A 25,312-nucleotide genomic window follows, 5' to 3' on the forward strand; every position below is an offset into this window, starting at 1 on the left:
CCTTCATGCGCTTCAACAAACTCGCTGTCACCACCCTGCTGCTCTGCGCCTTGCCGGCGGTCAGCCAGGCCCGTGACACGGCGGTTTACCTGCCATTCGACAAAGCCGTCGCCGAAGCCACCCGCTCCGGCAAAATCGATGGCAGCGTCAAGTTCTACCTGGCCGGCAACACCCCGGCCGGCAAAGTTAGCGTCATCAGCCCCGGCGCCGTCACCAACAAGAAGACCAACGCCTTCAACAAGTCCGACGCAGAAGCCTGCCAATGGGTTGCACAGTCGGCCATCATCAGCCTGCACCAGGCCGCGAAAAGCGCCGGCGCCAATGCCGTGACCAACATCGTCAGCTTCTACAAAAGCAACGAGCGCAAGGATGCGCAAACCTACGAATGCCACGCCGGCGCGATCATGGCGGGCGTTGCGTTGAAGGGTGACCTGGCGAAGGTTCAGTAAACGCCAGAAACGACAAAGGGCGCCTCTCGGCGCCCTTTCACAAACAGGTCGGCTTGTCATGGCCGACACTCTGTCTGCTTCAAACACTGATTGAATTGTGCTGAACCTGTGGCGAGGGAGCTTGCTCCCGCTCGGCTGCGCAGCAGTCGCAAAATCCGGCGACGCGGGCTCGCTGAAAAACGGTGAATGCAAGACTTGGGTCCACTTCGTGCCCCAGCGGGAGCAAGCTCCCTCGCCACAGAGTGTGCTGCGTCTGGACGGCGTCTACACTCGCTGATGCAGGCCTCAGCACATCACCTGCACTCGCGCTTCTCTTTCACCGTCAAGGAGATGACCATGCAAGTGAAAGCCCTGATCGCCGTTGCGCTTTTCGCTCTATCGCCGAGCGCTAGCCATGCCACCAATCTCATGTATATGCCCTTCGAAACGGTCGTTTCGGATGCGCTGCGGGCCGGGCGGCTGGATGGCAGTGTGAAGTTTTATCTGCTTGGCAATGGGCCGCAGGGTACTCAGCAGTTGCTGCGTCGGGATGTGATCAGTGATCTGAGCACCAACGGTTCCAACAAGAGTGATCATGATTCCTGCGAGTGGGTGTTGCAGTCGAATCTGATCAAGTTGCAGGCGGACGCCAAGCGGGTCGGGGCGAATGCGGTGGTCAATCTCGTCAGTTATTACGACCAGCATGTGCGCAAGGATTTGAATACGTATGAGTGTCGGGCGGGGATTTTTGTCACGCGGGTGGCGTTGAAGGGGGATCTGGTACGACTGCCCTGAAAAATCTGCTGTTTGAGCGGGCGCCTTCGCGAGCAAGCCCGCTCCCACATTGGAATGCGATTTCTTGTGGGAGCGGGCTTGCTCGCGAAGAGGTCAGCCGCCATTACCCAATTGATGGTTCTACCTTACGTGTGAGCAGGTCGACAAAGGCCTTGGCCATCGGGGATTTCTGATCCTTGCGCTGCACCAGCCACACGGCGGTCACCGCTTCGGGATCAAGCAAGGGCCGATAGACCACGCCATCGATGCGCATCCGCTGATACGACGCCGGCATCACCGACACGCCCAACCCCGCTGCCACCAGACCGATAATGGTCATCGCCTCGCCGGCCTCTTGCGCGAAATGTGGGCTGAACCCGGCGTCGCGAGCCAGGCTGAGCAGTTGCGCATACAAACCACTGCCGTAGCTGCGTGGGAAAAACACAAACGGTTCATGGGCCAGCGCCGCCAGAAACAAGCCGTCCTCGGAACCCTGCGCCAGCGGATGCTTGGAACTGAGCACCGCCACCAGCGGCTCTCGCATCAATTCCACTACGCTCAGTGAATCCGGCAAACCCAGCGGCCGCATGATGCCGACCTCGATCGACTGATCGACCAAGGCATCCGCAACCATGGTGCTGCTCATCTCGCGCAAGTTCAGGTGCACCGCCGGGAAGCGCTGGCGAAAGGCAAAAATCGCCTGAGGAATGGTCGAGTTGAAGGGTGCCGAAGAGGTGAAACCAATCTTCAACTCGCCCAGCTCACCCAACTGTGCACGCCGCGCCACATCCGCTGCTTTATCAACCTGGGCCAGCACCAACCGCGCCTCTTCGAGAAACAGTCGACCCGCTTCGCTCAACTCGACCCGACGATTGGTCCGTTCAAACAGCCGCGCGCCGACCTCCTGCTCCAGCGCCTGAATCTGCTGGCTCAGCGGTGGCTGGGAGATGCCCAGCACCTGTGCGGCACGGCCGAAATGCAGCTCTTCGGCGACGGCGATGAAGTAGCGCAGATGACGAAATTCCATGGATATCCCATTAGGTCGTAAAAGCTATCAAACAGGTCGAACAATATATTGGATAGAAACATTAGCCAGCTATATGATTTTTTCATTGCCAGCCTGGCCGTGCCCTCCGAGGTCTGAAGTGAAAACTGCTGTCGCGCCCCTAGCCCATGAAGTCCCGCCCGCGGCGGCGGACGATGTCGTCACCGAGCTGCAAGAGATCTACATCGAAAAAGGCACGCCGATGTTCATGCGCACGGTGCTGGCATTGTTCAGCGGCGGCTTCGCGACGTTTGCCCTTTTGTACTGCGTGCAGCCAATGATGCCGCTGCTGTCTCACGAATATGGCATCAACGCGGCGCAGAGCAGCCTGATCCTCTCGGTGGCCACCGGCATGCTCGCCATCGGCCTGCTGATTACCGGGCCGATTTCTGATCGGGTCGGGCGCAAACCGGTGATGGTGACTGCGCTGTTCGCGGCGGCGCTGTGCACGATGGCCAGTGCAATGATGCCGAGTTGGGAAGGCGTGCTGATCATGCGCGCACTGATCGGGCTGTCGCTGAGCGGTCTGGCGGCGGTGGCGATGACTTATCTGAGCGAAGAGATTCACCCGCAGCACATCGGTTTGGCGATGGGTCTGTACATCGGCGGCAACGCGATTGGCGGGATGAGCGGGCGCTTGATCACCGGCGTTCTGATCGACTTTGTCAGCTGGCACACGGCAATGCTGGTAATCGGCGGTCTGGCGATGATCGCGGCGGCGGTGTTCTGGAAAATCCTGCCGGAGTCGCGCAACTTCCGCTCGCGCTCCCTGCACCCGCGCAGCTTGCTCGACGGCTTCACCATGCACTTTCGCGATGCCGGTTTGCCGTTGCTGTTTCTTGAGGCGTTCGTGCTGATGGGCGCGTTCGTCACGCTGTTCAACTACATCGGTTATCGCTTGCTGGCGGCGCCGTACAACCTTGATCAGGTCTTCGTGGGTTTGCTCTCGGTGGTGTATCTGTCGGGGATTTACAGCTCGGCGAAGATTGGTTCACTGGCGGACAAGCTGGGCCGGCGCAAGGTGTTGTGGGCCACGATTGCATTGATGTTCGCCGGCCTTGCGCTGACGATGTTTACGCCGCTGCTGCTGGTGATTGTCGGCATGCTGATTTTCACCTTTGGTTTCTTTGGCGCGCATTCGGTAGCGAGTAGCTGGATCGGTCGTCGCGCGACCAAGGCCAAGGGACAGGCGTCGTCGTTGTACCTGTTCAGTTATTACGCCGGGTCGAGCATTGCCGGGACGGCGGGCGGGGTGTTCTGGCATTTGGGCGGGTGGAACGGGATTGGCTTGTTTATCGGTTCGTTGCTGCTGATCGCGCTGCTGGTGGCGCTGAAACTGGCGAAGTTGCCGCCACTCGGTGGTGTCAAAGCTTAAAAGCAAAAGATCGCAGCCTTCGGCAGCTCCTACATTAATCCCATGTAGGAGCTGCCGCAGGCTGCGATCTTTTGATCTAAAAAAACGCCCGGCATATGCCTGGCGTTTTTTATGGTGTGGCGATCACTCGTGATACTGCGCCGACAACTCATGCACCGCGCGCAGGAACGCACCGGCGTGCTCCGGATCAACCTCAGGCGTGATGCCATGGCCGAGGTTGAACACGTGACCGCTGCCCTTGCCGTAGCTGGCCAGAATGCGCCCGACTTCAGTGCGGATCGCTTCCGGTTTTGCGTAAAGCACAGTTGGGTCCATGTTGCCTTGCAAGGCAACCTTGTCGCCAACACGGGCGCGGGCGTTGCCGATGTCGCACGTCCAGTCCAGGCCCAGTGCGTCAGCACCTGCGTCGGCGATGCTTTCCAGCCACAGGCCGCCGTTTTTGGTGAAGAGGATTACCGGCACTTTGCGCCCGTCGTGTTCGCGGATCAGGCCGCTGACGATTTTCTTCATGTAGGCCAGCGAGAATTCCTGATACGCCGCGGCCGACAGGTTGCCGCCCCAGGTATCGAAGATCTGCACCGCTTGCGCGCCGGCCATGATCTGGCCGTTGAGGTACGAAGTCACCGACTGCGCCAGTTTATCCAGCAGCAGGTGCATGGCTTGCGGGTTGTCGTAGAGCATCGCTTTGGTCTTGCGGAAGTCTTTCGACGAGCCGCCTTCGACCATGTAGGTCGCCAGGGTCCACGGGCTGCCGGAGAAACCGATCAGCGGCACACGACCGTTCAGCTCGCGTCGGATGGTGCTGACCGCGTCCATGACGTAGCCGAGGTCTTTGTGTGGATCAGGGATTGGCAGCGCTTCGATATCGGCGAGGGTGCTGACGACTTTCTTGAAGCGCGGACCTTCACCGGTCTCGAAGTACAGGCCCTGGCCCATGGCATCGGGAATGGTGAGGATGTCGGAAAACAGGATCGCCGCGTCCAGTTGTGGATAGCGGTCGAGCGGTTGCATGGTGACTTCGCAGGCGAATTCCGGATTCATGCACAGGCTCATGAAATCACCGGCCTGGGCGCGGCTGGCGCGGTATTCAGGCAGGTAGCGACCGGCCTGACGCATCATCCACACCGGGGTGACGTCTACGGGTTGCTTGAGCAGGGCGCGGAGGAAACGGTCGTTCTTCAGGGCAGTCATGTCGGCATCCGGAAAAAAAGTGCGGGCATTTTCTCAGAGCGCGACGCAAAAGGCACGGATGCAGGTCAGCCTTTTGTCTATCGGGTCAATTTATTGCGCAATGATCGTTCCCACGCTCTGCGTGGTAACGCCTCCTGTGACGCTCTGCGTCACGCTTTTGAGGACGCAGAGCGTCCCCGACTGCATTCCCACGCAGAGCGTGGGAACGGTCAATGCGTTATCACTAACACCGAGAAACAACTGTGGGAGCGAGCCTGCTCGCGAAGAGGTCGGCACATCCAACATTTAAATTGGCTGGCAGACCGCTTTCGCGAGCAGGCTCGCTCCCACAGGTTTATTGCGTTTGGCTCAGGAGCCGGGTTTAGACGCCCAGGTAGTCGAGGATCCCTTCGGCGGCGTTGCGGCCTTCGAAGATCGCCGTCACCACCAGGTCGGAACCGCGCACCATGTCGCCACCGGCGAAGATTTTCGGGTTGCTGGTCTGGTGCTTGTACTGACCTTGCTCAGGCGCGACAACACGGCCCTGGCTGTCGGTCTGGATTTCAAACTGTTCGAACCACGGCGCCGGGCTCGGGCGGAAACCGAAAGCGATAACCACGGCGTCGGCCGGGATGATCTCTTCGGAACCCGGGATCGGTTCAGGGCTGCGACGGCCACGGGCATCCGGTTCGCCGAGACGGGTCTCGACCACTTTGACGCCTTCAACCTTGTCTTCACCGACGATGGCGATCGGCTGGCGGTTGTAGAGGAATTTCACGCCTTCTTCCTTGGCGTTCTTCACCTCTTTGCGCGAGCCGGGCATGTTCGCTTCGTCACGACGATAAGCACAGGTCACCGACTTGGCACCCTGACGGATCGAAGTACGGTTGCAGTCCATCGCCGTGTCGCCACCGCCGAGTACCACGACCTTCTTGCCTTTCATGTCGACGAAATCTTCCGGCGACTTTTCAAAGCCCAGGTTGCGGTTGACGTTGGCGATCAGGAAGTCCAGCGCGTCATAAACGCCCGGCAGGTCTTCACCGGCAAAACCGCCCTTCATGTAGGTGTAGGTGCCCATGCCCATGAACACTGCATCGTATTCGGCGAGCAGTTGCTCCATGGTCACGTCTTTGCCGACTTCGGTATTGAGTCGGAACTCGATGCCCATGCCGGTGAAGACCTCGCGACGATTGCTCAGCACGGTCTTTTCCAGCTTGAACTCGGGGATGCCGAAGGTCAGCAAACCACCGATTTCCGGGTTTTTGTCGAACACCACCGGGGTCACGCCGCCGCGTACCAACACATCCGCACAACCGAGACCCGCCGGGCCTGCGCCAATGATGGCGACACGTTTGCCGGTCGGTTTGACCTTGGACATGTCCGGGCGCCAGCCCATGGCGAACGCGGTGTCGGTGATGTACTTCTCGACCGAACCGATGGTCACCGCGCCGAAGCCGTCGTTAAGGGTGCAGGCACCCTCGCACAGACGATCCTGTGGGCACACCCGGCCGCAGACTTCCGGCAAGGTGTTGGTCTGGTGAGACAGCTCGGCGGCCTGAAGGATATTGCCTTCGGCCACCAGCTTCAGCCAGTTGGGAATGAAGTTGTGCACCGGGCACTTCCATTCGCAATACGGGTTGCCGCAACCCAGACAGCGGTGGGCCTGATCGGCCGACTGCTGGGGTTTGAACGGTTCGTAGATCTCGACGAACTCTTTCTTGCGTTGACGCAACAGTTTCTTCTTCGGATCTTTGCGCCCGACATCGATGAACTGGAAGTCGTTATTCAGACGTTCAGCCATTGTTAAAACCTCATCAAACTCTTCAGGCGCATATCACTGCGGGTTGGCACGAGTGCTGGAAAGCAACGACTTCAGGTTGGCAGCCTTGGGCTTGACCAGCCAGAAACGGCGCAGGTAGTCATCGAGGTTTTCGGCGAGTTCACGACCCCACTCGCTGTCGGTTTCCGCGACGTACTCGTTCAGCACGTTTTGCAGGTGGCTGCGATAGGCTTCCATCGCCTCGCCGCTGATCCGCTGGATTTCCACCAGTTCGTGGTTGACCCGGTCAACGAAGGTGTTGTCCTGGTCGAGCACGTAGGCGAAACCACCGGTCATGCCAGAGCCGAAGTTGTAACCGGTCTTGCCCAGAACGCAGACGAAACCACCGGTCATGTACTCACAGCAGTGATCGCCAGTACCTTCCACAACCGTGTGGGCACCGGAGTTACGCACGGCGAAACGCTCGCCTGCGGTGCCAGCGGCGAACAACTTGCCGCCGGTGGCGCCGTACAGGCAGGTGTTGCCGATGATGGCGCTTTCCTGAGTCTTATAAACGCTGCCCTTCGGCGGCACGATGGTCAGCTTGCCACCGGTCATGCCTTTGCCGACGTAGTCGTTGGCGTCGCCTTCGAGGTACATGTTCAGACCGCCGGCGTTCCACACACCGAAGCTCTGACCGGCAGTGCCCTTGAAGCGGAAGGTGATTGGCGCTTTCGCCATCCCCTGGTTGCCGTGCTTGCGGGCGATTTCGCCGGAGATCCGCGCGCCGATCGAACGGTCGCAGTTGCAGATGTCCAGGTCAAACTCGGCGCCGCTCATGTCGTTGATCGCCGACGAAGCCATCTCGACCATTTTCTCGGCCAGCAAACCTTTGTCGAACGGCGGGTTGCGCTCAACACCGCAGAACTGTGGCTTGTCTGCCGGGATGTGATCGCTGCCCAACAGCGGCGTCAGATCCAGGTGATTCTGCTTGGCGGTCTGGCCTTCGAGGATTTCCAGCAGATCGGTGCGACCGATCAGCTCTTCGAGGGAGCGCACACCGAGCTTGGCCAGCCACTCACGGGTCTCTTCGGCGACGTAGGTGAAGAAGTTGATCACCATGTCGACGGTGCCGATGTAGTGGTCTTTACGCAGCTTCTCGTTCTGTGTCGCAACGCCGGTGGCGCAGTTGTTCAGGTGGCAGATACGCAGGTATTTGCAGCCCAGCGCGATCATTGGCGCGGTACCGAAGCCAAAGCTTTCGGCGCCGAGTATCGCTGCCTTGATCACGTCGAGGCCGGTTTTCAGGCCACCGTCGGTCTGCACCCGGACTTTGCCGCGCAGGTCGTTGCCGCGCAGGGTCTGGTGGGTTTCGGCGAGGCCGAGCTCCCACGGTGCGCCGGCGTACTTGATCGAAGTCAGTGGCGAAGCACCGGTACCACCGTCGTAACCGGAGATGGTGATCAAGTCCGCATAGGCCTTGGCCACACCGGCAGCGATGGTGCCGACGCCCGCTTCAGCTACCAGCTTCACCGAAACCAGTGCTTTCGGGTTGACCTGTTTCAGGTCGAAAATCAGCTGCGACAAGTCTTCGATCGAGTAGATGTCGTGGTGCGGCGGTGGCGAAATCAGCGTTACGCCCGGCACTGCATAACGCAGCTTGGCGATCAAACCGTTCACTTTACCGCCAGGCAGTTGCCCGCCCTCGCCCGGCTTGGCGCCTTGCGCGACCTTGATCTGCAGTACTTCGGCGTTGACCAGGTATTCCGGTGTTACACCGAAACGGCCAGTCGCAACCTGCTTGATTTTCGAGCTCTTGATGGTGCCGTAACGCGCCGGGTCTTCACCACCTTCGCCGGAGTTGGAACGCGCACCGAGGCGGTTCATGGCTTCGGCCAGGGCTTCGTGAGCTTCTGGCGACAAGGCGCCCAGCGAGATACCGGCGGAGTCGAAGCGCTTGAGCACCGATTCCAGCGGTTCGATTTCACTGATGTCCAGCGGCGTGTCGAGGGTCTTGACCTTGAACAGGTCGCGAATCATCGACACCGGACGGTTGTCCACCAGCGAGGTGTATTCCTTGAACTTGGCGTAGTCGCCCTGCTGCACGGCGGCTTGCAGGGTGTTGACCACGTCCGGGTTGTAGGCGTGATATTCGCCACCGTGGACGAACTTCAGCAGACCGCCCTGCTGGATCGGCTTGCGCGGGCTCCAGGCTTCGCTGGCGAGAGCTTTCTGTTCGGCTTCGATGTCGACGAAACGCGCACCCTTGATGCGGCTCGGCACGCCACGGAAGCTCAGGTCGCAGACTTCTTCGGACAGGCCAATGGCTTCGAACAGCTGCGCACCACGGTACGAAGCGATGGTCGAAATACCCATTTTCGAGAGGATCTTCAGCAGACCTTTGGTGATGCCTTTGCGGTAGTTCTTGAACACCTCGTAGAGGTCGCCCAGTACTTCACCGGTACGGATCAGGTCGCCCAGCACTTCGTACGCGAGGAACGGATACACCGCCGAGGCGCCGAAACCGATCAGCACCGCGAAGTGATGCGGGTCACGGGCGGTCGCGGTTTCAACGAGGATGTTGGAGTCGCAACGCAGGCCTTTTTCGGTCAGGCGGTGGTGCACCGCACCGGTCGCCAGGGATGCGTGGATCGGCAGCTTGCCCGGAGCGATATGGCGGTCGCTCAGGACGATCTGGGTCCGACCGGCACGCACGGCTTCTTCAGCCTGATCGGCGACGTTGCGGATCGCCGCTTCGAGGCCGACGCTTTCGTCGTAGTTGAGATCGATGATCTGCCGCTCGAAACCCGGGCGGTCGAGGTTCATCAGCGAGCGCCACTTGGCCGGCGAGATCACTGGCGAGCTGAGGATGACGCGCGAGGCGTGTTCCGGCGACTCCTGGAAAATGTTGCGCTCGGCACCGAGGCAGATTTCCAGCGACATCACGATCGCTTCACGCAGCGGGTCGATCGGCGGGTTGGTGACCTGCGCGAACTGCTGGCGGAAATAGTCGTACGGCGTGCGCACACGCTGGGACAGCACGGCCATCGGCGTGTCGTCGCCCATCGAGCCAACGGCTTCGTAGCCTTGCTCGCCGAGCGGACGCAGTACCTGGTCGCGCTCTTCGAACGTGACTTGGTACATCTTCATGTATTGCTTGAGCTGATCGACGTCGTAAAAAGCCGAACCGTGGTCGTTGTCTTCCATGGTCGCCTGAATGCGCAGGGCGTTCTTGCGCAGCCATTGCTTGTACGGATGACGGGACTTCAGACGGTTGTCGATCGCATCGGTGTCGAGGATCTGCCCGGTTTCGGTGTCCACGGCGAAGATCTGGCCAGGGCCGACACGGCCTTTGGCAATCACGTCTTCCGGCTTGTAATCCCACACGCCGATTTCCGAGGCGAGGGTGATGAAACCGTTGGTGGTAGTGACCCAGCGTGCCGGGCGCAGACCGTTACGGTCGAGCAGGCACACCGCGTAGCGACCGTCGGTCATGACCACGCCGGCCGGGCCGTCCCACGGCTCCATGTGCATCGAGTTGTACTCGTAGAACGCACGCAGATCCGGGTCCATGGTTTCGACGTTCTGCCACGCTGGCGGAATGATCATCCGCACGCCACGGAACAGGTCGATGCCACCGGTGACCATCAGCTCGAGCATGTTGTCCATGCTCGAGGAGTCGGAACCGACACGGTTGACCAGCGGGCCGAGTTCTTCCAGATCCATCAGATCGTTGCTGAACTTGGTCCGACGGGCCTGTGCCCAGTTGCGGTTTCCGGTGATGGTGTTGATCTCGCCGTTGTGGGCGAGGAAGCGGAATGGCTGAGCCAGCGGCCATTTCGGCAGGGTGTTGGTGGAGAAGCGCTGGTGGAACACGCAGATCGCGGTTTGCAGGCGCTCGTCACTCAGGTCTGGATAAAACGCGGCCAGGTCGGCCGGCATCATCAGGCCTTTATAGATGATGGTTTTGTGCGAAAAGCTGCAGATGTAGTGGTCGGAATCGACGGCATTGGCCACCGACGAACGACGACGTGCACTGAACAGCTTCACGGCCATGTCCTGATCGCTCAGGCCTTCGCCGCCGATGTACACCTGCTCGATCTGTGGCAGGCGCTCAAGAGCGAGGCGGCCGAGGACGCTGGTGTCGATTGGCACTTTGCGCCAGCCGATCAGTTGCAGGCCTTCAGCAAGGATCTCGCGGTTCATGTTTTCGCGAGCGGCTTCGGCCTTGGCCGGATCCTGATTGAAGAACACCATGCCCACGGCATATTGCTTGGGCAGCTCGACGCTGAAGGTTTCCTGGGCAATGGCTCGCAGGAACGCGTCAGGCTTCTGAATCAGCAGACCGCAACCGTCACCGGTCTTGCCGTCGGCATTAATCCCACCGCGGTGGGTCATGCAGGTCAGGGCCTCGATGGCCGTTTGCAAAAGGGTATGACTGGGCTCGCCCTGCATATGGGCTATCAGGCCGAAACCGCAGTTATCCTTGAATTCATCTGGTTGGTACAGACCTGCTTTCATAGACACTTTCTCACCAGGCTGCCTCTTTTCGAGGCAAATTTCTTTTCAATTCAACCACTTGCATTCCGCGCCGAACGTACGCCGGCTTAGCGGGGGCAAAAGGGTGGTCATTGTACACAGCGACACAGAGGCTCACAAATTTGACGACGAAATGTCGCAAATTCATGTCGCATTTGTGAAAGGTTTAAAGCGATCTGCTGTGCTAGTCAAAACTTTTTTAATTCTGACCGCAACGACTCAAAGACTACTGTGACGCAGACACCACAAGGCACGCGGTCTGTAGAGACGGCGCGCACTCGTAGAAATTTTGAGGTGCTTGGAGAGGCGGCCTGGGTAAGGCCGCCGAATCTTCAGCGAGTTGTTGCCAGTTCCTGTTGGACGCTGGCGACAGTGCGAGGCCAAGGTTTACCAGCCTGAACCTTCGCTGGCAAGGCCTTGATAGCAGAAACGGCTGCGTCACGATTGGCGAAGTTGCCGTAGGTGATCACGTAGAGAGGCTTGCCGTTGAGGACTTTCTTGAAATAACGGTACTCGCCGCCCTGCTCCTTGACGAAGTTTTGCGCGGTCGCTTCGGAGCTGGTGCCGAGGATCTGCACCACGTAGTTGCCGGTCGGCTGACCGGCGTACCAACTGCCACCGGCAGCCTTGGCAACGGTAACCGGCTTCTCGGCAGGTTTCGCTGCTGCAACCGGTTTGGCTGGCGCAGGAGCCGGTTTCGCCGCCGGCGCTGCTGGTGCAGGTTTGGCAGAAGCGATCTGCGTTGGCGCAGGGGTCGGTTTGGCGGCTGGCAGCGGCACCGGCGTCGGTGCAGGACCGGCCGGCACTCCCACTGGTGGCGCTGAAGTGGTCACGGTTGGCGGCGTGGCGCTGGAGCCTTCGACCGGCACGCCGTCGTCGCCTTCGGTGATACCACCGGCAGCTTCGGCCAGCGGGCCGCGCATGACCGGTTGCGAGTTGCCGACCAGCGGCAACGGCATCGGCTGCGTGTTACCGGCGAATTCGACGGATGGATTTCCACCATTGGCGCCTTGGCCCAATGGCAGCTGTGCCTGTTCATTGGCCGGAGCACCGGTGGTCGGCGCCTTGCTGCGGCCCGGCATCAACCAGGCGGCGGCGACCGCGACCACGACGACGGCGGAAATCGCCAATACGTGTTTCTTCGGCATGTTGAACCCCATACTTGGACGCTTCACCGCAGAGCGGCTGGCAATCATGACTTCGATCAGTGCATCGCGAGCTACCTGGTTGATATTGCCAGGCCAACCCTCGGCGCTTTCGTGAATATCAGAGATCTGATCCGCAGTGAAAAGTTCGACACCGCGGCCGGCACCTTCGAGCCGCTGGTCGAGATACTCGCGGGTCTCTTCTTCGGTGTACGGCTGCAATTCGATGACGTGGAAGCGCTCTTCCTCAAGGTGCAAAGCCTCGAGCTGAGCGATCAGCGACGATTCACCGAACAGGAACACGTGCGGGCGACCTTCCGGCGCACCGGCACCCAGCGCCATCAACGCTTCGAGCGCGGATTCATCGAGCTGCTCGGCGTCATCTACCAGCAAGTAGACTTCCTGACCGGTCAGCGCCAGCTGCACGACTTGCGCCAGAATCGCGCCGACGTCAGCCTGCGCCACATCCAGCGCCTGAGCGACCTGACGCAACACGCCAGCGGCATCACCGGCGCCACGGGCGGAAACCACCACGCTCTGCACAGATTGCTTGTTAGTGCTGGCCACCAACGCCTGACGCAGCAGGGTCTTGCCGCTGCCTTGCGGGCCGGTGACCACCAGCAGCAACTGGCTGTAACGCGCCAGATGATGCAGTTGACCCAGAACCGGTTTGCGCTGGGCCGGGAAAAATTTGAAGCCCGGCACGCGCGGCGCGAACGGGTCGTGACTTAACTGAAAATGGCCGAGGAACGCCTCGTCGGCATGCAAACTAGTCATCGGAATCTTATTAACCTTTAAGCTGAGCCAGGGCGCGGTAATCCGCTCCCAGCGTGGCCTGTAGAACCTCTTTCGGATAATCGGCGGTCACCACCGCTTCGCCCATCCGGCGCAGCAGCACCAGGCGCAGACGACCGTCGATCACTTTTTTATCAATTGCCATGTGTTCGAGAAAATCGGCTTCGGTCATTTCTTCTGGCGGAATCACCGGCAGGCCGGCGCGCTGGAACAGACGGATGCCGCGATCACGCTCCGCTTCGCTGATCCAGCCCAGACGCGCGGACATTTCCAGCGCCATCACGGTGCCAGCCGCGACCGCCTCACCATGCAGCCAGACACCATAGCCCATGTGGGTCTCGATGGCGTGGCCGAAGGTGTGGCCGAGGTTGAGCGTGGCGCGCACGCCGGTTTCTTTTTCGTCGGCGCCAACCACCAAAGCCTTGGCTGCGCAGGAGCGCTCGATGGCATAGGTCAGGGCTTTCTGATCCAGCGCGCGCAGGGCATCGACGTTGTCTTCGAGCCAGGTCAGGAACGGCTCGTCGCAGATCAGACCGTACTTGATGACTTCCGCCAGGCCCGCCGACAGCTCGCGCTCTGGCAGGGTTTTCAGGGACGCGGTATCGATCAGCACCACATTCGGCTGATAGAACGCGCCGACCATGTTTTTGCCCAGCGGATGGTTGATGCCGGTCTTGCCGCCCACCGACGAATCGACCTGGGACAACAACGTGGTGGGAATCTGGATAAAATCGACACCGCGCTGATAGCAGGCAGCGGCGAAGCCGGCCATGTCGCCGATGACACCGCCGCCGAGGGCGATAACGGTGGTGCGGCGATCATGCCGAGCGGTCAGTAGACCGTCGAAAATCAGTTGCAGGGTTTCCCAGTTCTTGAAGGCTTCGCCATCGGGCAACACCACGGAGATCACCGAGAACTGCGTCAGGCTGCGGGTCAGACGTTCAAGATAGAGCGGCGCAACGGTCTCGTTGGAGATGATTGCCACCTGCCGCCCATGGATATGCGGAGCCAGCAGCTCAGGCTGATCCAACAAACCTTCGCCAATATGAATCGGGTAGCTGCGCTCGCCTAGATCGACCTTGAGTGTCTGCATGTGTCCCCACAGTGAAGATGGAAGCAGGCGTCCTGCCCTGAATTATTGGTTATCGGCGGCCTGTAGCGGGTATGACGCCGCTCGCACGCCATCCGCCACAACCTCGACGGGCTGTGACAGGACGCCGAGGATAGCGCATTTCGAGCGATGCTTTAACGGGGAGGAAGCTGCGCCAGACGATCGAGAATGTCGAGCACCACCATGCGTGGCGGCCGTTCGTCGGTTTCCACCACCAGATCGGCGATCTCCCGATAAAGCGGATCGCGGATCGCCAGCAAGTCACGCAGGGTTTTTTCTGGATTGGCGGTGCGCAGCAACGGCCGATTGCGGTCGCGCGACGTGCGGCCGACCTGCTGTTCGACAGAGGCGTGCAGGTACACCACTCGCCCGCCCTCATGGAGGGCCTTGCGATTGGCATCACGCATGACGGCGCCGCCACCGGTCGCCAGCACCACGCCATCGAACCCGCACAGCTCGGCGATCATCGCCTGCTCACGGTCACGAAAGCCCGGTTCGCCTTCTTTATCGAAGATCCACGGGATATTGGCGCCCGTGCGCAGTTCAATTTCCTTGTCGGAATCTTTGAACGGCAGGCGCAGCTCTTTGGCCAGCAGCCGGCCGATGGTGCTTTTTCCAGCGCCCATCGGTCCTACAAGAATCAAATTTCGCACAGAATCAATGACTCACAGCAATCGCCTGGTTATTCATGATACGCGGAGTGAGAAATACCAGCAGCTCGGATTTTTTCTCCGAAACCACATCACGCCGGAAAAGGCGGCCAAGATACGGCACATCGCCAAGAAATGGCACCTTATCTACGACCTTGCTTTGAGTATTTGAGAAAACACCACCAATCACGATGGTTTCGCCGTCGTTGACCAGGACCTTGGCATTGACCTCGTTTTTCTTGATCGGCGGCACATCCTGCACTTTGTTCAGATAGTCCGGCTCATCCTTGGTGACCTTGACCTCCATGATGATGCGGTTGTCCGGGGTGATTTGCGGCGTCACTTCCAGCGACAACGAAGCTTCTTTGAACGACACGGAGGTAGCGCCGCTGGAGCTGGCTTCCTGATACGGAATCTCGGTGCCTTTGAGGATCTTCGCAGTTTCCTTGTCGGAGGTGACGACCTTGGGCTGCGAGACGATTTCGCCGTTGCCGGTCTTCTCCATGGCCGTCAGTTCGAGATCAAGCAAAACGTTGTCGGTGATAAAAGCAATGCCGATCCCCGAGGTATTGCCGACCGTGCCCATGTCGACGAAGGGCGAGTTAGTGCTGGTGCTGCCCGGCGTGCCAATGGTTGTCGATGATCCGTTGCTGACTCCGGAGGTGTTCCAGTTGCCCTTGTTCTGCACCGAACCACCCCAGCGCACGCCCAGACTCTTGTCGTAATCGACGTTGGCCTCGACGATGCGCGCCTCGATCATCACTTGGCGCACCGGAATATCCAGTTGCGCCACGATTCGCCGCAGCTCATCGAGGCGATCCTGGGTCTGGTAGGCAATGATGTTGTTGGTCCGCTCATCCACCGTGATCGAACCACGCTCGTCGATTTTCGCCTCGGCGCTGGTCACTGACTGGAACAGTTTGGCGATGTCTGCAGCCTTGGCGTAATTCACTTGCAGCAGCTCACGGCGCAGCGGCGCCAGTTCGGCAATCTGTTTCTGCGATTCCAGTTCCTGGCGTTCGCGGGCGGCAATCTCGTCGGCCGGCGCCACCAGCAGCACGTTACCGATCTTGCGTTTATCCAGGCCTTTGGTTTTCAGCACCAGATCCAGCGCCTGATCCCACGGCACGTTTTGCAGACGCAGAGTAATACCGCCCTGCACCGTGTCGCTGGCCACCAGATTGAGGTTGGTGAAGTCGGCAATCAGTTGCAGCACAGAACGCACGTCGATGTCCTGGAAATTCAGCGAAAGCTTTTCACCGACGTAGGCGTTGCGGTCGGCGTTGCGTTTTTGCAGATCGTCGAGCGTCATCGGCCGGATACTGACGGTCAGCTTGTTGTCGGTCTGGAAGGTGGAATATTCGAAAGTGCCGCTCGGCTCGACAGTAATCACCGTGCGATCACCGCTCACGCCGGCATTGACGAACTGCACCGGCGTGGCGAAATCCTTGACGTCGAGGCGCACCCGCAGTTTTTCCGGCAACTGCGTACGGGCAAAGCCGAGGATGATCTTGCCGTCATGCTCCTGGATATCCGGGGCGATGGTCGGGTCAGACAGATCAATGACGACATTGCCTTCACCCGCCGTACCACGCTGAAAGTCGACGCCGCGAATGGCGCGGTTTTTCGCCAAGAATGACTTGGCCGGTGTCACTGCCGCCGCCGTCGCGCGCGGTGCTACAGCGGCGGTGCGCGGTGCGGCTGTCGGAGCGCCCTGCCCGACCACGACGAACAGATTATTGCCCTCGACCCTCGTGCTGTACGGCGCCAGTTGGGTGAGACTGACGATCAGCCGCGTGCGGTCCTTGGCTTCGACCACCGTCGCCGTGCGCGCATTGCCGCTGCCCAGATCGACATTCTTGCTGGCCAACTGGCTGGCAACACCCGGCAAGTCGAGGGCGATCCGCGCGGGCGAATCGGTGGTGTAGCCCTTTGGTACTGGCGGTGGACTGTCGAATGCCAGCTTCAGCTCGACGCGGTCGCCGGGCAATGCCGCGACATCCAGCGTCTGCAGATTGGCCGCGTAAACCATCGGCGACAACAGCGCTATCCATAGCGAAAAACCGAGGGTGGAGAAAATCCTGTTCATTATTCGACTTCCACTATGAGTGCTCTTTCAAAGGAATGGTGCGCGGACGCTCCAGCCAGGCGCCTTCGCCGTCGGGAACGATTTCGACCACATCGACCTGCGTGGCGCTGATGGCGACGATGCGACCGTCGTTGCGCCCCAGGTAGTCGCCCACTTTCAGGCGATGCACCCCGCCCGCCCCGCGCAACAGCGCGAAGGAGCCGGTGGCATTGGCAATCGTGCCGACCATCTCGAACTGCTCGATGTTGAAACCTTCGAGGTATTGCTTGACCCGGTTGAGGTCCGGTTTGACGTTGCGTGAACCGTGCTGCCGGCCGGCCAGATCGACGCGCACCTGGCGTGAAAACGGGCTGCGCAGGTTCGCGGCGCTGTAGGTGAATGTGGGGTAAGACCGGAATGTCGGGGTGGGTTCAATCTTGCCGGCCGGGCGCAGACGGACTTCGTTCAGATAGGCATCGAGGTCGCTGAAGTCGCTACTGCCACCACAACCGCTCAGCGCCAACAAGGTCATCGACAAGGCGAAATAACGGATCGGGGTCATTTTTGCAGCCCCTTGTCGTTATAGCGGTAAGTCTTGGCGAGGATGCTCATGCGCAGTTTCGGCCCGCCCTCGGGGTTGGCCGGCGCCAGCTCGAAGTCATGCAGGGTGACGATGCGCGGCAGCCCGGCGACGCCGCTGACGAACGTCGCAAGATCGTGATAGGCCCCGGTGACGGTGATCTGGATCGGCAGCTCGATGTAAAACTGCTGGGTGACTTCCGGCAGCAGTTTGATTTCTTCAAACTCCAGGCCGCTACCGAGACCGGTACGCGTGATGTCTTCGAGCAGCCCCGGCACCTCGGTATCGCTGGGCAACTGCCGCAACAACACGCCGAAAGAGTTTTCCATTTCCTTCATCTGTTGGGTGTACAGCTCGAGATTGGCCGACAGATGCGCTTTGCTGGCGAACTGCTCCTTGAGCGTGGTTTCTTCTTCGCGCTTGGCCTCCAGCTGGTTTTCCATGTCGCTGATGAAAAAGTTATAGCCAAGGCCCAACACCAGCACCATCAACAGCGCCCCGGCGATGGCCTTGACGGCGGCCGGCCAGGAACCGATGTTGCTGCTGTCGAGATCGTTGAAATCGATATTGCGCAGGCTATCCAGCCATTCGGACGGTTTCATTGGTCGTCCTCCAGGCTTTTCGGCTGCGTCTGACGAACGGTCAACTGAAAGGTGTTGGATTGCTCCACCTGATCGGCCGAGGTCGCCTTGACCTCGTTGAGGCTCGGCGCATCGAACCAGTCGGAAGCATCGAGATTGCGCATCAGCTCGGAAACGCGGTTGTTCGACTCCGCCGCACCACTGATGGAAAGGGTTTTACCGACCATTTTCACCTGGGTGAAATACACCCCGTCAGGCAGCGTGCGCGCCAGTTGATCGAAGATCCGCCCGCTGATCTGCCGGTTACCCTGCAAGTCCTGGATGATGCGCATGCGTTCGACCAGTTGCTGGCGGCGCGCCTTGAGATCGCTGATCTGCTTGATCCGCTCATCGACCACGGCGATCTGCTTGCCAATGTAATCATTGCGCGCCATTTGCTGATCAATCGCCGCGCTGATGATCTGATCGGCAATGAATACCGCGCCTACCGACCCGACGACCACGCCGATCAGCGCCAGCAGAAAGCGTTTGCGGCGTTCTTCACGACGCTCTTCGCGCCACGGCAGAAGGTTGATCCGCGCCATCAGTCGAAACTCCTGAGCGCGAGCCCGCAGGCAATCATCAGGGCTGGCGCATCACTGGCCAGTGCCCCGGCGTTGACCTTGCTGCTCAGGGCCATGTTGGCAAACGGATTGGCCACTTGGGTCGGGGTGTTCAGGCGCTGTTCGATCAACCGATCGAGCCCCGGCACCGACGCCGTGCCACCGGCCAGCAAAATGTGATCGACCGCGTTGTACTGGCCGGAAGCGAAGAAGAACTGCAGTGAACGGGACACCTGCTGCACCAGCGCCTCGCGAAACGGCTGCAAGACCTCGCTGACGTAATCGTCAGGCAGGCCACCCTGCTTTTTCGCCAGCCCGGCCTGCTCGACGGTCAGGCCGTAACGCCGCTGGATTTCCTCGGTCAGTTGTCGACCGCCGAACAGTTGCTCGCGGGTGTAGATGATCTTGCCGTTGTGGAGGACGCTGAGGGTGGTCATGGTCGCGCCGATGTCGACCACCGCCACGGTCAAGCGCTCTTGCGAGGCGGCCAGTTGTGTGGCGAGCAGGCCGAACGAGCGCTCCAGCGCATAGGCCTCGACATCGACCACTCGCGCATTCAGGCCGGCGAGGGCGAGCGCCGCTTCACGGACTTCGACGTTTTCCTTGCGACAGGCGGCCAGCAACACGCTGACCCGTTCCGGGTTGCGCGACGACATGCCCTGGACTTCGAAGTCGATCGCGACCTCGTCGAGCGGATAGGGAATGTACTGGTCAGCTTCGATCTTCAGCTGGTTTTCCAGCTCGTCGTCGGAAAGTCCGGCGTCCATTTCGATGATCTTGGTGATCACCGCAGAACCGGCCACCGCCACTGCCACGCTCCTGAGCCCGGTGCGCGCCTTGACCAGCACGCGGGTCAAGGCCTGACCGACGCCTTCGAGTTCGGCGATGTTTTTTTCGACCACGGCATTCGCCGGCAAAGGCTCTACCGCGTAGGCCTCGACGCGGTAGCGATCACCTTGACGGCTCAGTTCCAGCAGCTTCACTGACGTGGAGCTGATGTCGATCCCCAGTAACGTATTGGTCTTTTTATTGAAGAGTCCCAGCACTACCAATTCCCTATGACTTTCCGTGAGTTACGGACTCTGTAATACGCATTGCGTTCCTTCACTCCGTCTTGACAGAAGCGCAAATGACGCCCCCAGCAGAAAAGTGCTTATAATGCCCAGCGTTTTTTTCCGCTTTTTACTGCCAGCGCGGGTCGTTCTGTGTGTAGCCGGAACCCCGTCGCCAAATTCATTCTTTGCCCTGGATGTCCAAAAGCCTTGATTCGTCTGCTGAAATTTTTCGGTTGGTCCATCGTCGCCGTTTTCTGCGGACTGCTTTTAGGTCTCAGCGGCGCGTTTCTTTACCTTAGTCCGGGTTTGCCGTCTGTGGAGGCGCTGAGAAGCATTCAGTTGCAGATTCCCCTGCGCGTCTACTCCAGCGACAACAAGTTGATCGCAGAATTTGGCGAAATGCGCCGTACGCCGATCCGTTTCGCCGACATTCCCCCCAACTTCATTAATGCGTTACTAAGTGCTGAAGACGACAATTTCGCCAACCACTATGGCGTTGATCCGAGCAGCCTGATGCGCGCCGCGACCCAATTGGTCAAAAGCGGGCACATTCAGTCCGGCGGCAGCACCATCACCATGCAGGTGGCGAAGAACTTCTTCCTGACCAGCGAACGCAGCTTCTCGCGCAAAACCACCGAAATTCTTCTGGCCCTGCAGATCGAACGACAGCTGACCAAGGACGAGATCCTTGAGCTGTACGTGAACAAGATCTATCTGGGCAACCGCGCCTACGGCATCGAGGCGGCGGCGCAGGTGTATTACGGCAAGTCGATCCGTGACATCAGCCTGGCGCAGATGGCGATGATCGCCGGCCTGCCGAAAGCACCGTCGCGCTTCAACCCGCTGGCCAACCCGGCGCGCAGCAAAGAGCGCCGCGACTGGATCCTCGGGCGCATGTACAAACTCGGCAAGATCAGCGAGCCGGACTACACCGCCGCGATCAACGAACCGCTGAACGCCAGCTATCACGTGCCGACCCCGGAAGTGAATGCGCCATACATCGCCGAAATGGCCCGTGCCGAAATGGTCGGTCGTTATGGCAGCGACGCCTACACCGAAGGTTTCCGCGTCACCACTACAGTGCCAAGCAACCTGCAGGAAATGGCCAACACCGCGCTGCACGAAGGTTTGATGACCTACGACCAGCGTCACGGCTACCGCGGCCCTGAATCGCGCCTGCCGGGCAAGACCCGCGAAGCCTGGGCCAGCGAGCTGACCAAACAACGCACCATCAGCAGCCTCGAACCGGCCATCGTCACTCAGGTCGACAAGAACGGCCTGCAAGTGCTGACCCGCACCGGCGAAGAGCACGTCGCCTGGGACACCATGAAATGGGCGCGTCCATTCCTCAACACCAACAGCATGGGCGCCAACCCGCGTCAGCCGTCGGATGTTGCGCAAGTCGGCGATCTGGTTCGCGTGCAGCGCCAGAAAGACAATTCGCTGAAATTCAGCCAGATTCCACAGGCGCAGGGCGCACTGGTGTCGCTGGACCCGCAGAACGGGGCGATTCGCTCGCTGGTCGGTGGTTTCGCCTTCGAGCAAAGCAACTACAACCGCGCCATGCAAGCCAAGCGTCAGCCGGGCTCGAGCTTCAAGCCGTTCGTCTACAGCGCCGCGCTGGATAACGGCTACACCGCCGCGACCCTGGTCAACGATGCGCCGATCGTGTTCGTCGACGAGTATCTGGACAAGGTCTGGCGTCCGAAGAACGACACCAACACCTTCCTCGGCCCGATCCGTCTGCGTGAAGCGCTGTACAAGTCGCGCAACCTCGTCTCGATCCGCTTGTTGCAGGCGATGGGCGTGGGCAAGACCATCGACTACATCACCCGCTTCGGCTTCAACAAGCAGGACCTGCCGCCTAACCTCTCGCTGGCATTGGGTACTGCGACGCTGACGCCGATGGAAATCGCCACCGGTTGGAGCACGTTCGCCAACGGCGGCTACAAGATCACCCCGTACATCATCGACAAGATCGAAAGCCGTAACGGTGACACGCTGTTCGTCGCCAACCCGCCGACCGTGCCTCAGGGCGGTTCGGCGACGGACGGTATCGCGGCGCCGGACGCGCAGTCGTTCACGGTCAATGCCGCGCCGGTTCCGGGCGAAGCGCCGGGCAACGCGGCGGTGCCACAAGCACCGGCCGTGGCTGAGCGAATCGTCGATGGCCGCACCACGTACATCCTCAACAGCATGCTGCAGGACGTGATCAAGCTCGGCACCGGTCGTCGCGCACTGGCCATGGGCCGTAGCGACATCGCCGGTAAAACCGGTACCACCAACGAATCGAAAGATGCCTGGTTCTCCGGTTACAACGCCGATTACGTGACCACGGTCTGGACCGGTTTCGATCAGCCGGAAAGCCTCGGTCGCCGCGAGTTCGGTGGCACTGTGGCGCTGCCGATCTGGATGAACTACATGTCCGCCGCACTCAAGGACAAGCCGCCGCATGTTCAGCCTGAGCCGGAAGGTTTGCTGAGCCTGCGCGTGGACCCGGTCAGCGGTCGTGCGGCGACGCCGAGCACGCCGGGTGCGTACTTCGAGCTGTTCAAGTCTGAAGACACGCCGCCGTCGGTGAACGAGCTGGGTAACGGCACTGCGCCGGGCAGCCCGCTGCCGGCGGATGAGCAGGCGCCGATCGATCTGTTCTGATCCAGCGTCACTGAAAAGCCCCGCCTTCGAGAGAAGTGCGGGGCTTTTTATTACCCGAAAATCAAGAGCCCCTCACCCTAGCCCTCTCCCAGAGGGAGAGGGGACTGACCGGGGGATGCTCGGGAGTTGCGCCGACCTGAACGTGCTGTGCCGAATCCATTATCGACACCACACTTTCAGGTCGGTGCATAACCCCAGACACCTCGGTCAGTCCCCTCTCCCTCCGGGAGAGGGTTAGGGTGAGGGTTGCTTTTGCCCCACAAAAAAGCCCCGACTCTCACGAGCCGGGGCTTTCAGTTGAAGCGCTACAACGGCTTAGCCGTTGAACACGTCATCCACGCTTTTCAGCGGGTAGTTCTTCGGATACGGCAGAGTTGCCACACCGGTCTCGATTGCCGCTTTGGCCACAGCATCGGAGATCAGGGTGATCAGGCGCTTGTCCATTGGCTTCGGAATGATGTACTCACGGCCGAATTCCAGCGGAGCGCCACCGTAGGCATCGCACACGTCCTGTGGCACTGGCAGCTTGGCCAGTTCACGCAGGGCGTTGGCGGCAGCCACTTTCATTTCTTCGTTGATGCGCTTGGCGCGAACGTCCAGGGCACCACGGAAGATGAACGGGAAGCCCAGTACGTTGTTGACCTGGTTCGGGTAGTCCGAACGGCCGGTCGCCATGATCACGTCGCTACGGGTAGCGTGCGCCAGTTCCGGGGAGATTTCCGGATCCGGGTTCGAGCAAGCGAACACGATCGGGTTGGCAGCCATCGACAGCAGGCCTTCCGCGCTCAGCAGGTTCGGACCGGACAGACCGACGAACACGTCAGCGCCTGCCAGTGCGTCAGCCAGGCTGCGCTTCTCGGTAGCGTGGGCGAATACGGCTTTGTACTGGTTCAGGTCGTCACGGCCGGAGTGGATCACGCCGGTACGGTCAACCATGAAGATGTTTTCGATGCGAGCGCCCATGCTCACCAGCAATTTCATGCAGGAGATGGCGGCAGCGCCAGCGCCCAGGCAGACGATCTTGGCGTCAGCGAGGGTTTTGCCAGCGATTTCCAGGGCGTTGATCATGCCCGCAGCGGTCACGATCGCGGTGCCGTGCTGGTCATCGTGGAATACCGGAATGTCGCACTGCTCGATCAGAGCACGTTCGATTTCAAAGCACTCTGGCGCCTTGATGTCTTCCAGGTTGATACCACCGAAGGTGATGGAGATGCGTTTTACGGTGTCGATGAAGGCTTGCGGGCTTTCGGAGTCGACTTCGATGTCGAATACGTCGATGCCGGCGAAGCGCTTGAACAGTACGCCTTTACCTTCCATCACTGGCTTGGAAGCCAATGGGCCGAGGTTGCCCAGGCCGAGAATCGCGGTGCCATCGGAAATGACTGCAACCAGGTTGCCCTTGCCGGTGTATTTGTAGGCCAGTTCAGGATTGCGAGCGATCTCACGCACTGGTTCAGCTACGCCGGGGCTGTAGGCCAGCGACAAGTCGCGAGCGGTAGCAGTGGCCTTGGTGAGCTCGACACTCAGCTTCCCTGGACGAGGATTGGCATGATATTCGAGAGCGGCAGTTTTCAGATCAGACATTTTGGCATTCCGCTTTTTACTGTTGGACAGACTGGTCAGCGAGGATACGCGCCTCGCAAAGTCCCCACAAGACTGAGCGGTCACCCCTGTCAAGCGCCCTGCCCTACGACTTTGGGCCAAGAGCCACGGCGCACAAGGGCTGTACTGTTCACAATCGACAGAAAAAATGTCTACAATTTTTTGTTCAGCGGGTGCTTTGCAACATCGCAGGATCTGTCAGCGGAAGCAGCCAACGTGGCTGACCCGGTTTCACGCCGCCGCGTCGCGAACGATCGACAATCCAGCCGCGCGCCTCGATCTGCTGGCCCTTCAGCGCCTGCAAGCGGGCATTGTCGAATTGTCCGACCAGATTGGGTGCAACGCGCAATACAAGCGCACCCTGCAACTCGATCCAGATTCCCCCGCGATTGCGCTGAACCTTGCTCACACGCCCACTTATAACGGCGAAACCCGAGCGCTGGATCTGCTCCGCTTTCAGTACAGGCGATTGCCGCCAGAGGCCCAGACCGGCCCGTCGCGCACTGCTTTCGGCGGCTTGCTGGCAGGTGGCAAGATCGACATTCGGTGCCACCGCGACCTGGAATCCCAGGCCATCGGCGAGCATTTGCGCTTCGAAATTGGCACCGCTGACACTGTAAATATGCGCGAGCGTACGCCCGTAATGGTCTTTGGCCTGCCTACCCAGGCGCAAACCGACCCGTCCACCGCTGTCATCCACCAGGCTTTGCAGGCGTTGGCGCGCCGCCAGCGCAAACGGTTCGTCGCTGCGGCCCTGCTTGCCCAGTTCAGGGGTGTTGAGGCCGATCATCCGCACGCTGCGGCCGTCGCTCAGGCGCAAGGTGTCGCCATCGACCACGCGCTGCACCGTGACGCGGGTCAATCCGGCGGGCGCCGGGCAGAAGGCCTGCGCGCCGGACAGCCAAATCGCGGACACAAAAAAGGCGCCCGCTAGGGACGCCTTTTTCAGCAACGAGGAAAAGCCCACCGGGCCCTTCAACCTTACTCTGCAGCAGCAGGTTTCTTGCCGAAAGCACCGAAACGGTCTGCGAACTTCTGAACGCGACCACCGGTGTCCAGAGTCTTCTGCTTACCGGTGTAGAACGGGTGGCATTCGTTGCACACGTCGATTGGCAGAGCTTTGCCGAAAGTCGAACGGGTTTCGAACTTGTTGCCACAGCTGCAGGTAACAGCGATGACTGGGTAATTCGGGTGGATTTCAGCTTTCATGGTGTCTTCCTCAGCTAGCGTGCCGCCATCCAACACTATTGTTGAATACCGCACGTAATTAGGCCGCGGATTCTACCAGACCTTTTCAATCACGCAAGCTGTCACCGAGACCGACCGTCTGCTAGGCTCCCGGCCCAATACGCGACCCCCTGTAGGAGCGAGCCTGCTC

19 protein-coding genes are annotated in these 25,312 nt (G+C 60.1%); 4 read left to right on the forward strand and 15 right to left on the reverse strand.

The window, feature by feature from the left end:
* Positions 1-5: 5 nt before the first annotated feature.
* Both QOL84_RS17200 and QOL84_RS17205 read left to right on the forward strand, forming a co-directional pair.
* On the forward strand, positions 6-449 hold the full coding sequence (locus QOL84_RS17200; protein ID WP_283437972.1) for an excinuclease: 444 nt from the start codon (positions 6-8) through the stop codon (positions 447-449).
* A gap of 336 nt (positions 450-785) precedes the next feature.
* Positions 786-1,223, forward strand: coding sequence for an excinuclease (locus tag QOL84_RS17205; RefSeq protein WP_129388006.1), 438 nt, complete (start codon positions 786-788; stop codon positions 1,221-1,223).
* Between the two features lie 103 nt (positions 1,224-1,326).
* On the opposite strand, the gene QOL84_RS17210 is transcribed toward QOL84_RS17205, so the two are convergent.
* Positions 1,327-2,229: a LysR family transcriptional regulator gene (locus QOL84_RS17210; protein WP_129388000.1), complete on the reverse strand. Its 903-nt coding sequence runs from the start codon at positions 2,227-2,229 to the stop codon at positions 1,327-1,329.
* Between the two features lie 118 nt (positions 2,230-2,347).
* Between QOL84_RS17210 and QOL84_RS17215 the strand changes: the two genes are divergently transcribed.
* Positions 2,348-3,622 (forward strand): MFS transporter, encoded by a 1,275-nt coding sequence (locus tag QOL84_RS17215; protein ID WP_129387997.1) that lies wholly within the window; start codon positions 2,348-2,350, stop codon positions 3,620-3,622.
* Between the two features lie 123 nt (positions 3,623-3,745).
* On the opposite strand, the gene hemE is transcribed toward QOL84_RS17215, so the two are convergent.
* From hemE to QOL84_RS17270, 11 genes are all read right to left on the reverse strand, one after another.
* Positions 3,746-4,813 carry a uroporphyrinogen decarboxylase gene (gene hemE, locus QOL84_RS17220; protein WP_016983859.1) on the reverse strand — a complete coding sequence of 356 codons (1,068 nt, stop codon included), beginning with the start codon at positions 4,811-4,813 and terminating at the stop codon, positions 3,746-3,748.
* A gap of 361 nt (positions 4,814-5,174) precedes the next feature.
* Positions 5,175-6,593, reverse strand: a complete 1,419-nt coding sequence (locus tag QOL84_RS17225) for an FAD-dependent oxidoreductase (RefSeq protein WP_007909438.1) — start codon at positions 6,591-6,593, stop codon at positions 5,175-5,177.
* A gap of 33 nt (positions 6,594-6,626) precedes the next feature.
* A complete protein-coding gene (gene gltB, locus QOL84_RS17230; protein ID WP_283437973.1) occupies positions 6,627-11,072 on the reverse strand; it encodes a glutamate synthase large subunit in 4,446 nt (1,481 codons plus the stop codon).
* 350 nt (positions 11,073-11,422) lie between these two features.
* Positions 11,423-13,012: an AAA family ATPase gene (locus QOL84_RS17235; RefSeq protein WP_283437974.1), complete on the reverse strand. Its 1,590-nt coding sequence runs from the start codon at positions 13,010-13,012 to the stop codon at positions 11,423-11,425.
* 10 nt (positions 13,013-13,022) lie between these two features.
* Complete coding sequence (aroB, locus tag QOL84_RS17240; protein ID WP_129387985.1) at positions 13,023-14,123, reverse strand: 3-dehydroquinate synthase; 1,101 nt, start codon at positions 14,121-14,123, stop codon at positions 13,023-13,025.
* Positions 14,124-14,275: 152 nt separating this feature from the next.
* The gene (gene aroK, locus QOL84_RS17245) at positions 14,276-14,794 is read right to left on the reverse strand and encodes a shikimate kinase AroK (RefSeq protein ID WP_129387982.1); all 519 of its coding nucleotides are present in this window, start codon (positions 14,792-14,794) and stop codon (positions 14,276-14,278) included.
* Positions 14,795-14,798: 4 nt separating this feature from the next.
* Positions 14,799-16,880, reverse strand: a complete 2,082-nt coding sequence (locus tag QOL84_RS17250; RefSeq protein WP_283437975.1) for a type IV pilus secretin PilQ — start codon at positions 16,878-16,880, stop codon at positions 14,799-14,801.
* A gap of 13 nt (positions 16,881-16,893) precedes the next feature.
* A complete protein-coding gene (locus QOL84_RS17255) occupies positions 16,894-17,421 on the reverse strand; it encodes a pilus assembly protein PilP (RefSeq protein WP_283437976.1) in 528 nt (175 codons plus the stop codon).
* Positions 17,418-18,041, reverse strand: a complete 624-nt coding sequence (pilO, locus tag QOL84_RS17260; RefSeq protein WP_129387974.1) for a type 4a pilus biogenesis protein PilO — start codon at positions 18,039-18,041, stop codon at positions 17,418-17,420. The genes QOL84_RS17255 and pilO overlap by 4 nt, the downstream gene beginning before the upstream one ends.
* Entirely contained in the window at positions 18,038-18,604 is a 567-nt protein-coding gene (locus QOL84_RS17265; RefSeq protein ID WP_129387971.1) for a PilN domain-containing protein, read from the reverse strand. The genes pilO and QOL84_RS17265 overlap by 4 nt, the downstream gene beginning before the upstream one ends.
* Complete coding sequence (locus QOL84_RS17270) at positions 18,604-19,668, reverse strand: pilus assembly protein PilM (RefSeq protein WP_283437977.1); 1,065 nt, start codon at positions 19,666-19,668, stop codon at positions 18,604-18,606. The genes QOL84_RS17265 and QOL84_RS17270 overlap by 1 nt, the downstream gene beginning before the upstream one ends.
* A 216-nt stretch (positions 19,669-19,884) precedes the next feature.
* Between QOL84_RS17270 and QOL84_RS17275 the strand changes: the two genes are divergently transcribed.
* On the forward strand, positions 19,885-22,332 hold the full coding sequence (locus QOL84_RS17275; RefSeq protein ID WP_129387965.1) for a penicillin-binding protein 1A: 2,448 nt from the start codon (positions 19,885-19,887) through the stop codon (positions 22,330-22,332).
* A 315-nt stretch (positions 22,333-22,647) separates the two neighbouring features.
* Here the strand turns inward: QOL84_RS17275 and QOL84_RS17280 are convergent, their stop codons facing one another.
* From QOL84_RS17280 to rpmE, 3 genes are all read right to left on the reverse strand, one after another.
* Positions 22,648-23,916: a malic enzyme-like NAD(P)-binding protein gene (locus QOL84_RS17280; protein WP_283437978.1), complete on the reverse strand. Its 1,269-nt coding sequence runs from the start codon at positions 23,914-23,916 to the stop codon at positions 22,648-22,650.
* Between the two features lie 184 nt (positions 23,917-24,100).
* Positions 24,101-24,901 (reverse strand): thermonuclease family protein, encoded by an 801-nt coding sequence (locus QOL84_RS17285; protein ID WP_283437979.1) that lies wholly within the window; start codon positions 24,899-24,901, stop codon positions 24,101-24,103.
* A gap of 14 nt (positions 24,902-24,915) precedes the next feature.
* On the reverse strand, positions 24,916-25,143 hold the full coding sequence (gene rpmE, locus QOL84_RS17290) for a 50S ribosomal protein L31 (RefSeq protein ID WP_129387908.1): 228 nt from the start codon (positions 25,141-25,143) through the stop codon (positions 24,916-24,918).
* Positions 25,144-25,312 lie beyond the last annotated feature (169 nt).

It is taken from the genome of Pseudomonas helmanticensis (assembly GCF_900182985.1).
Lineage (GTDB): Bacteria > Pseudomonadota > Gammaproteobacteria > Pseudomonadales > Pseudomonadaceae > Aquipseudomonas > Aquipseudomonas helmanticensis.

Bases quoted from the DNA above. Each gene is read 5' to 3' on its own strand.
- QOL84_RS17200 (WP_283437972.1), top strand. From the start codon at position 6: ATGCGCTTCAACAAACTCGCTGTCACCACCCTGCTGCTCTGCGCCTTG.
- QOL84_RS17205 (WP_129388006.1), top strand. From the start codon at position 786: ATGCAAGTGAAAGCCCTGATCGCCGTTGCGCTTTTCGCTCTATCGCCG.
- QOL84_RS17210 (WP_129388000.1), bottom strand. From the start codon at position 2,229: ATGGAATTTCGTCATCTGCGCTACTTCATCGCCGTCGCCGAAGAGCTG.
- hemE (WP_016983859.1), bottom strand. From the start codon at position 4,813: ATGACTGCCCTGAAGAACGACCGTTTCCTCCGCGCCCTGCTCAAGCAA.
- QOL84_RS17225 (WP_007909438.1), bottom strand. From the start codon at position 6,593: ATGGCTGAACGTCTGAATAACGACTTCCAGTTCATCGATGTCGGGCGC.
- gltB (WP_283437973.1), bottom strand. From the start codon at position 11,072: ATGAAAGCAGGTCTGTACCAACCAGATGAATTCAAGGATAACTGCGGT.
- QOL84_RS17235 (WP_283437974.1), bottom strand. From the start codon at position 13,012: ATGACTAGTTTGCATGCCGACGAGGCGTTCCTCGGCCATTTTCAGTTA.
- aroB (WP_129387985.1), bottom strand. From the start codon at position 14,123: ATGCAGACACTCAAGGTCGATCTAGGCGAGCGCAGCTACCCGATTCAT.
- QOL84_RS17250 (WP_283437975.1), bottom strand. From the start codon at position 16,880: ATGAACAGGATTTTCTCCACCCTCGGTTTTTCGCTATGGATAGCGCTG.
- QOL84_RS17255 (WP_283437976.1), bottom strand. From the start codon at position 17,421: ATGACCCCGATCCGTTATTTCGCCTTGTCGATGACCTTGTTGGCGCTG.
- pilO (WP_129387974.1), bottom strand. From the start codon at position 18,041: ATGAAACCGTCCGAATGGCTGGATAGCCTGCGCAATATCGATTTCAAC.
- QOL84_RS17265 (WP_129387971.1), bottom strand. From the start codon at position 18,604: ATGGCGCGGATCAACCTTCTGCCGTGGCGCGAAGAGCGTCGTGAAGAA.
- QOL84_RS17280 (WP_283437978.1), bottom strand. From the start codon at position 23,916: ATGTCTGATCTGAAAACTGCCGCTCTCGAATATCATGCCAATCCTCGT.
- rpmE (WP_129387908.1), bottom strand. From the start codon at position 25,143: ATGAAAGCTGAAATCCACCCGAATTACCCAGTCATCGCTGTTACCTGC.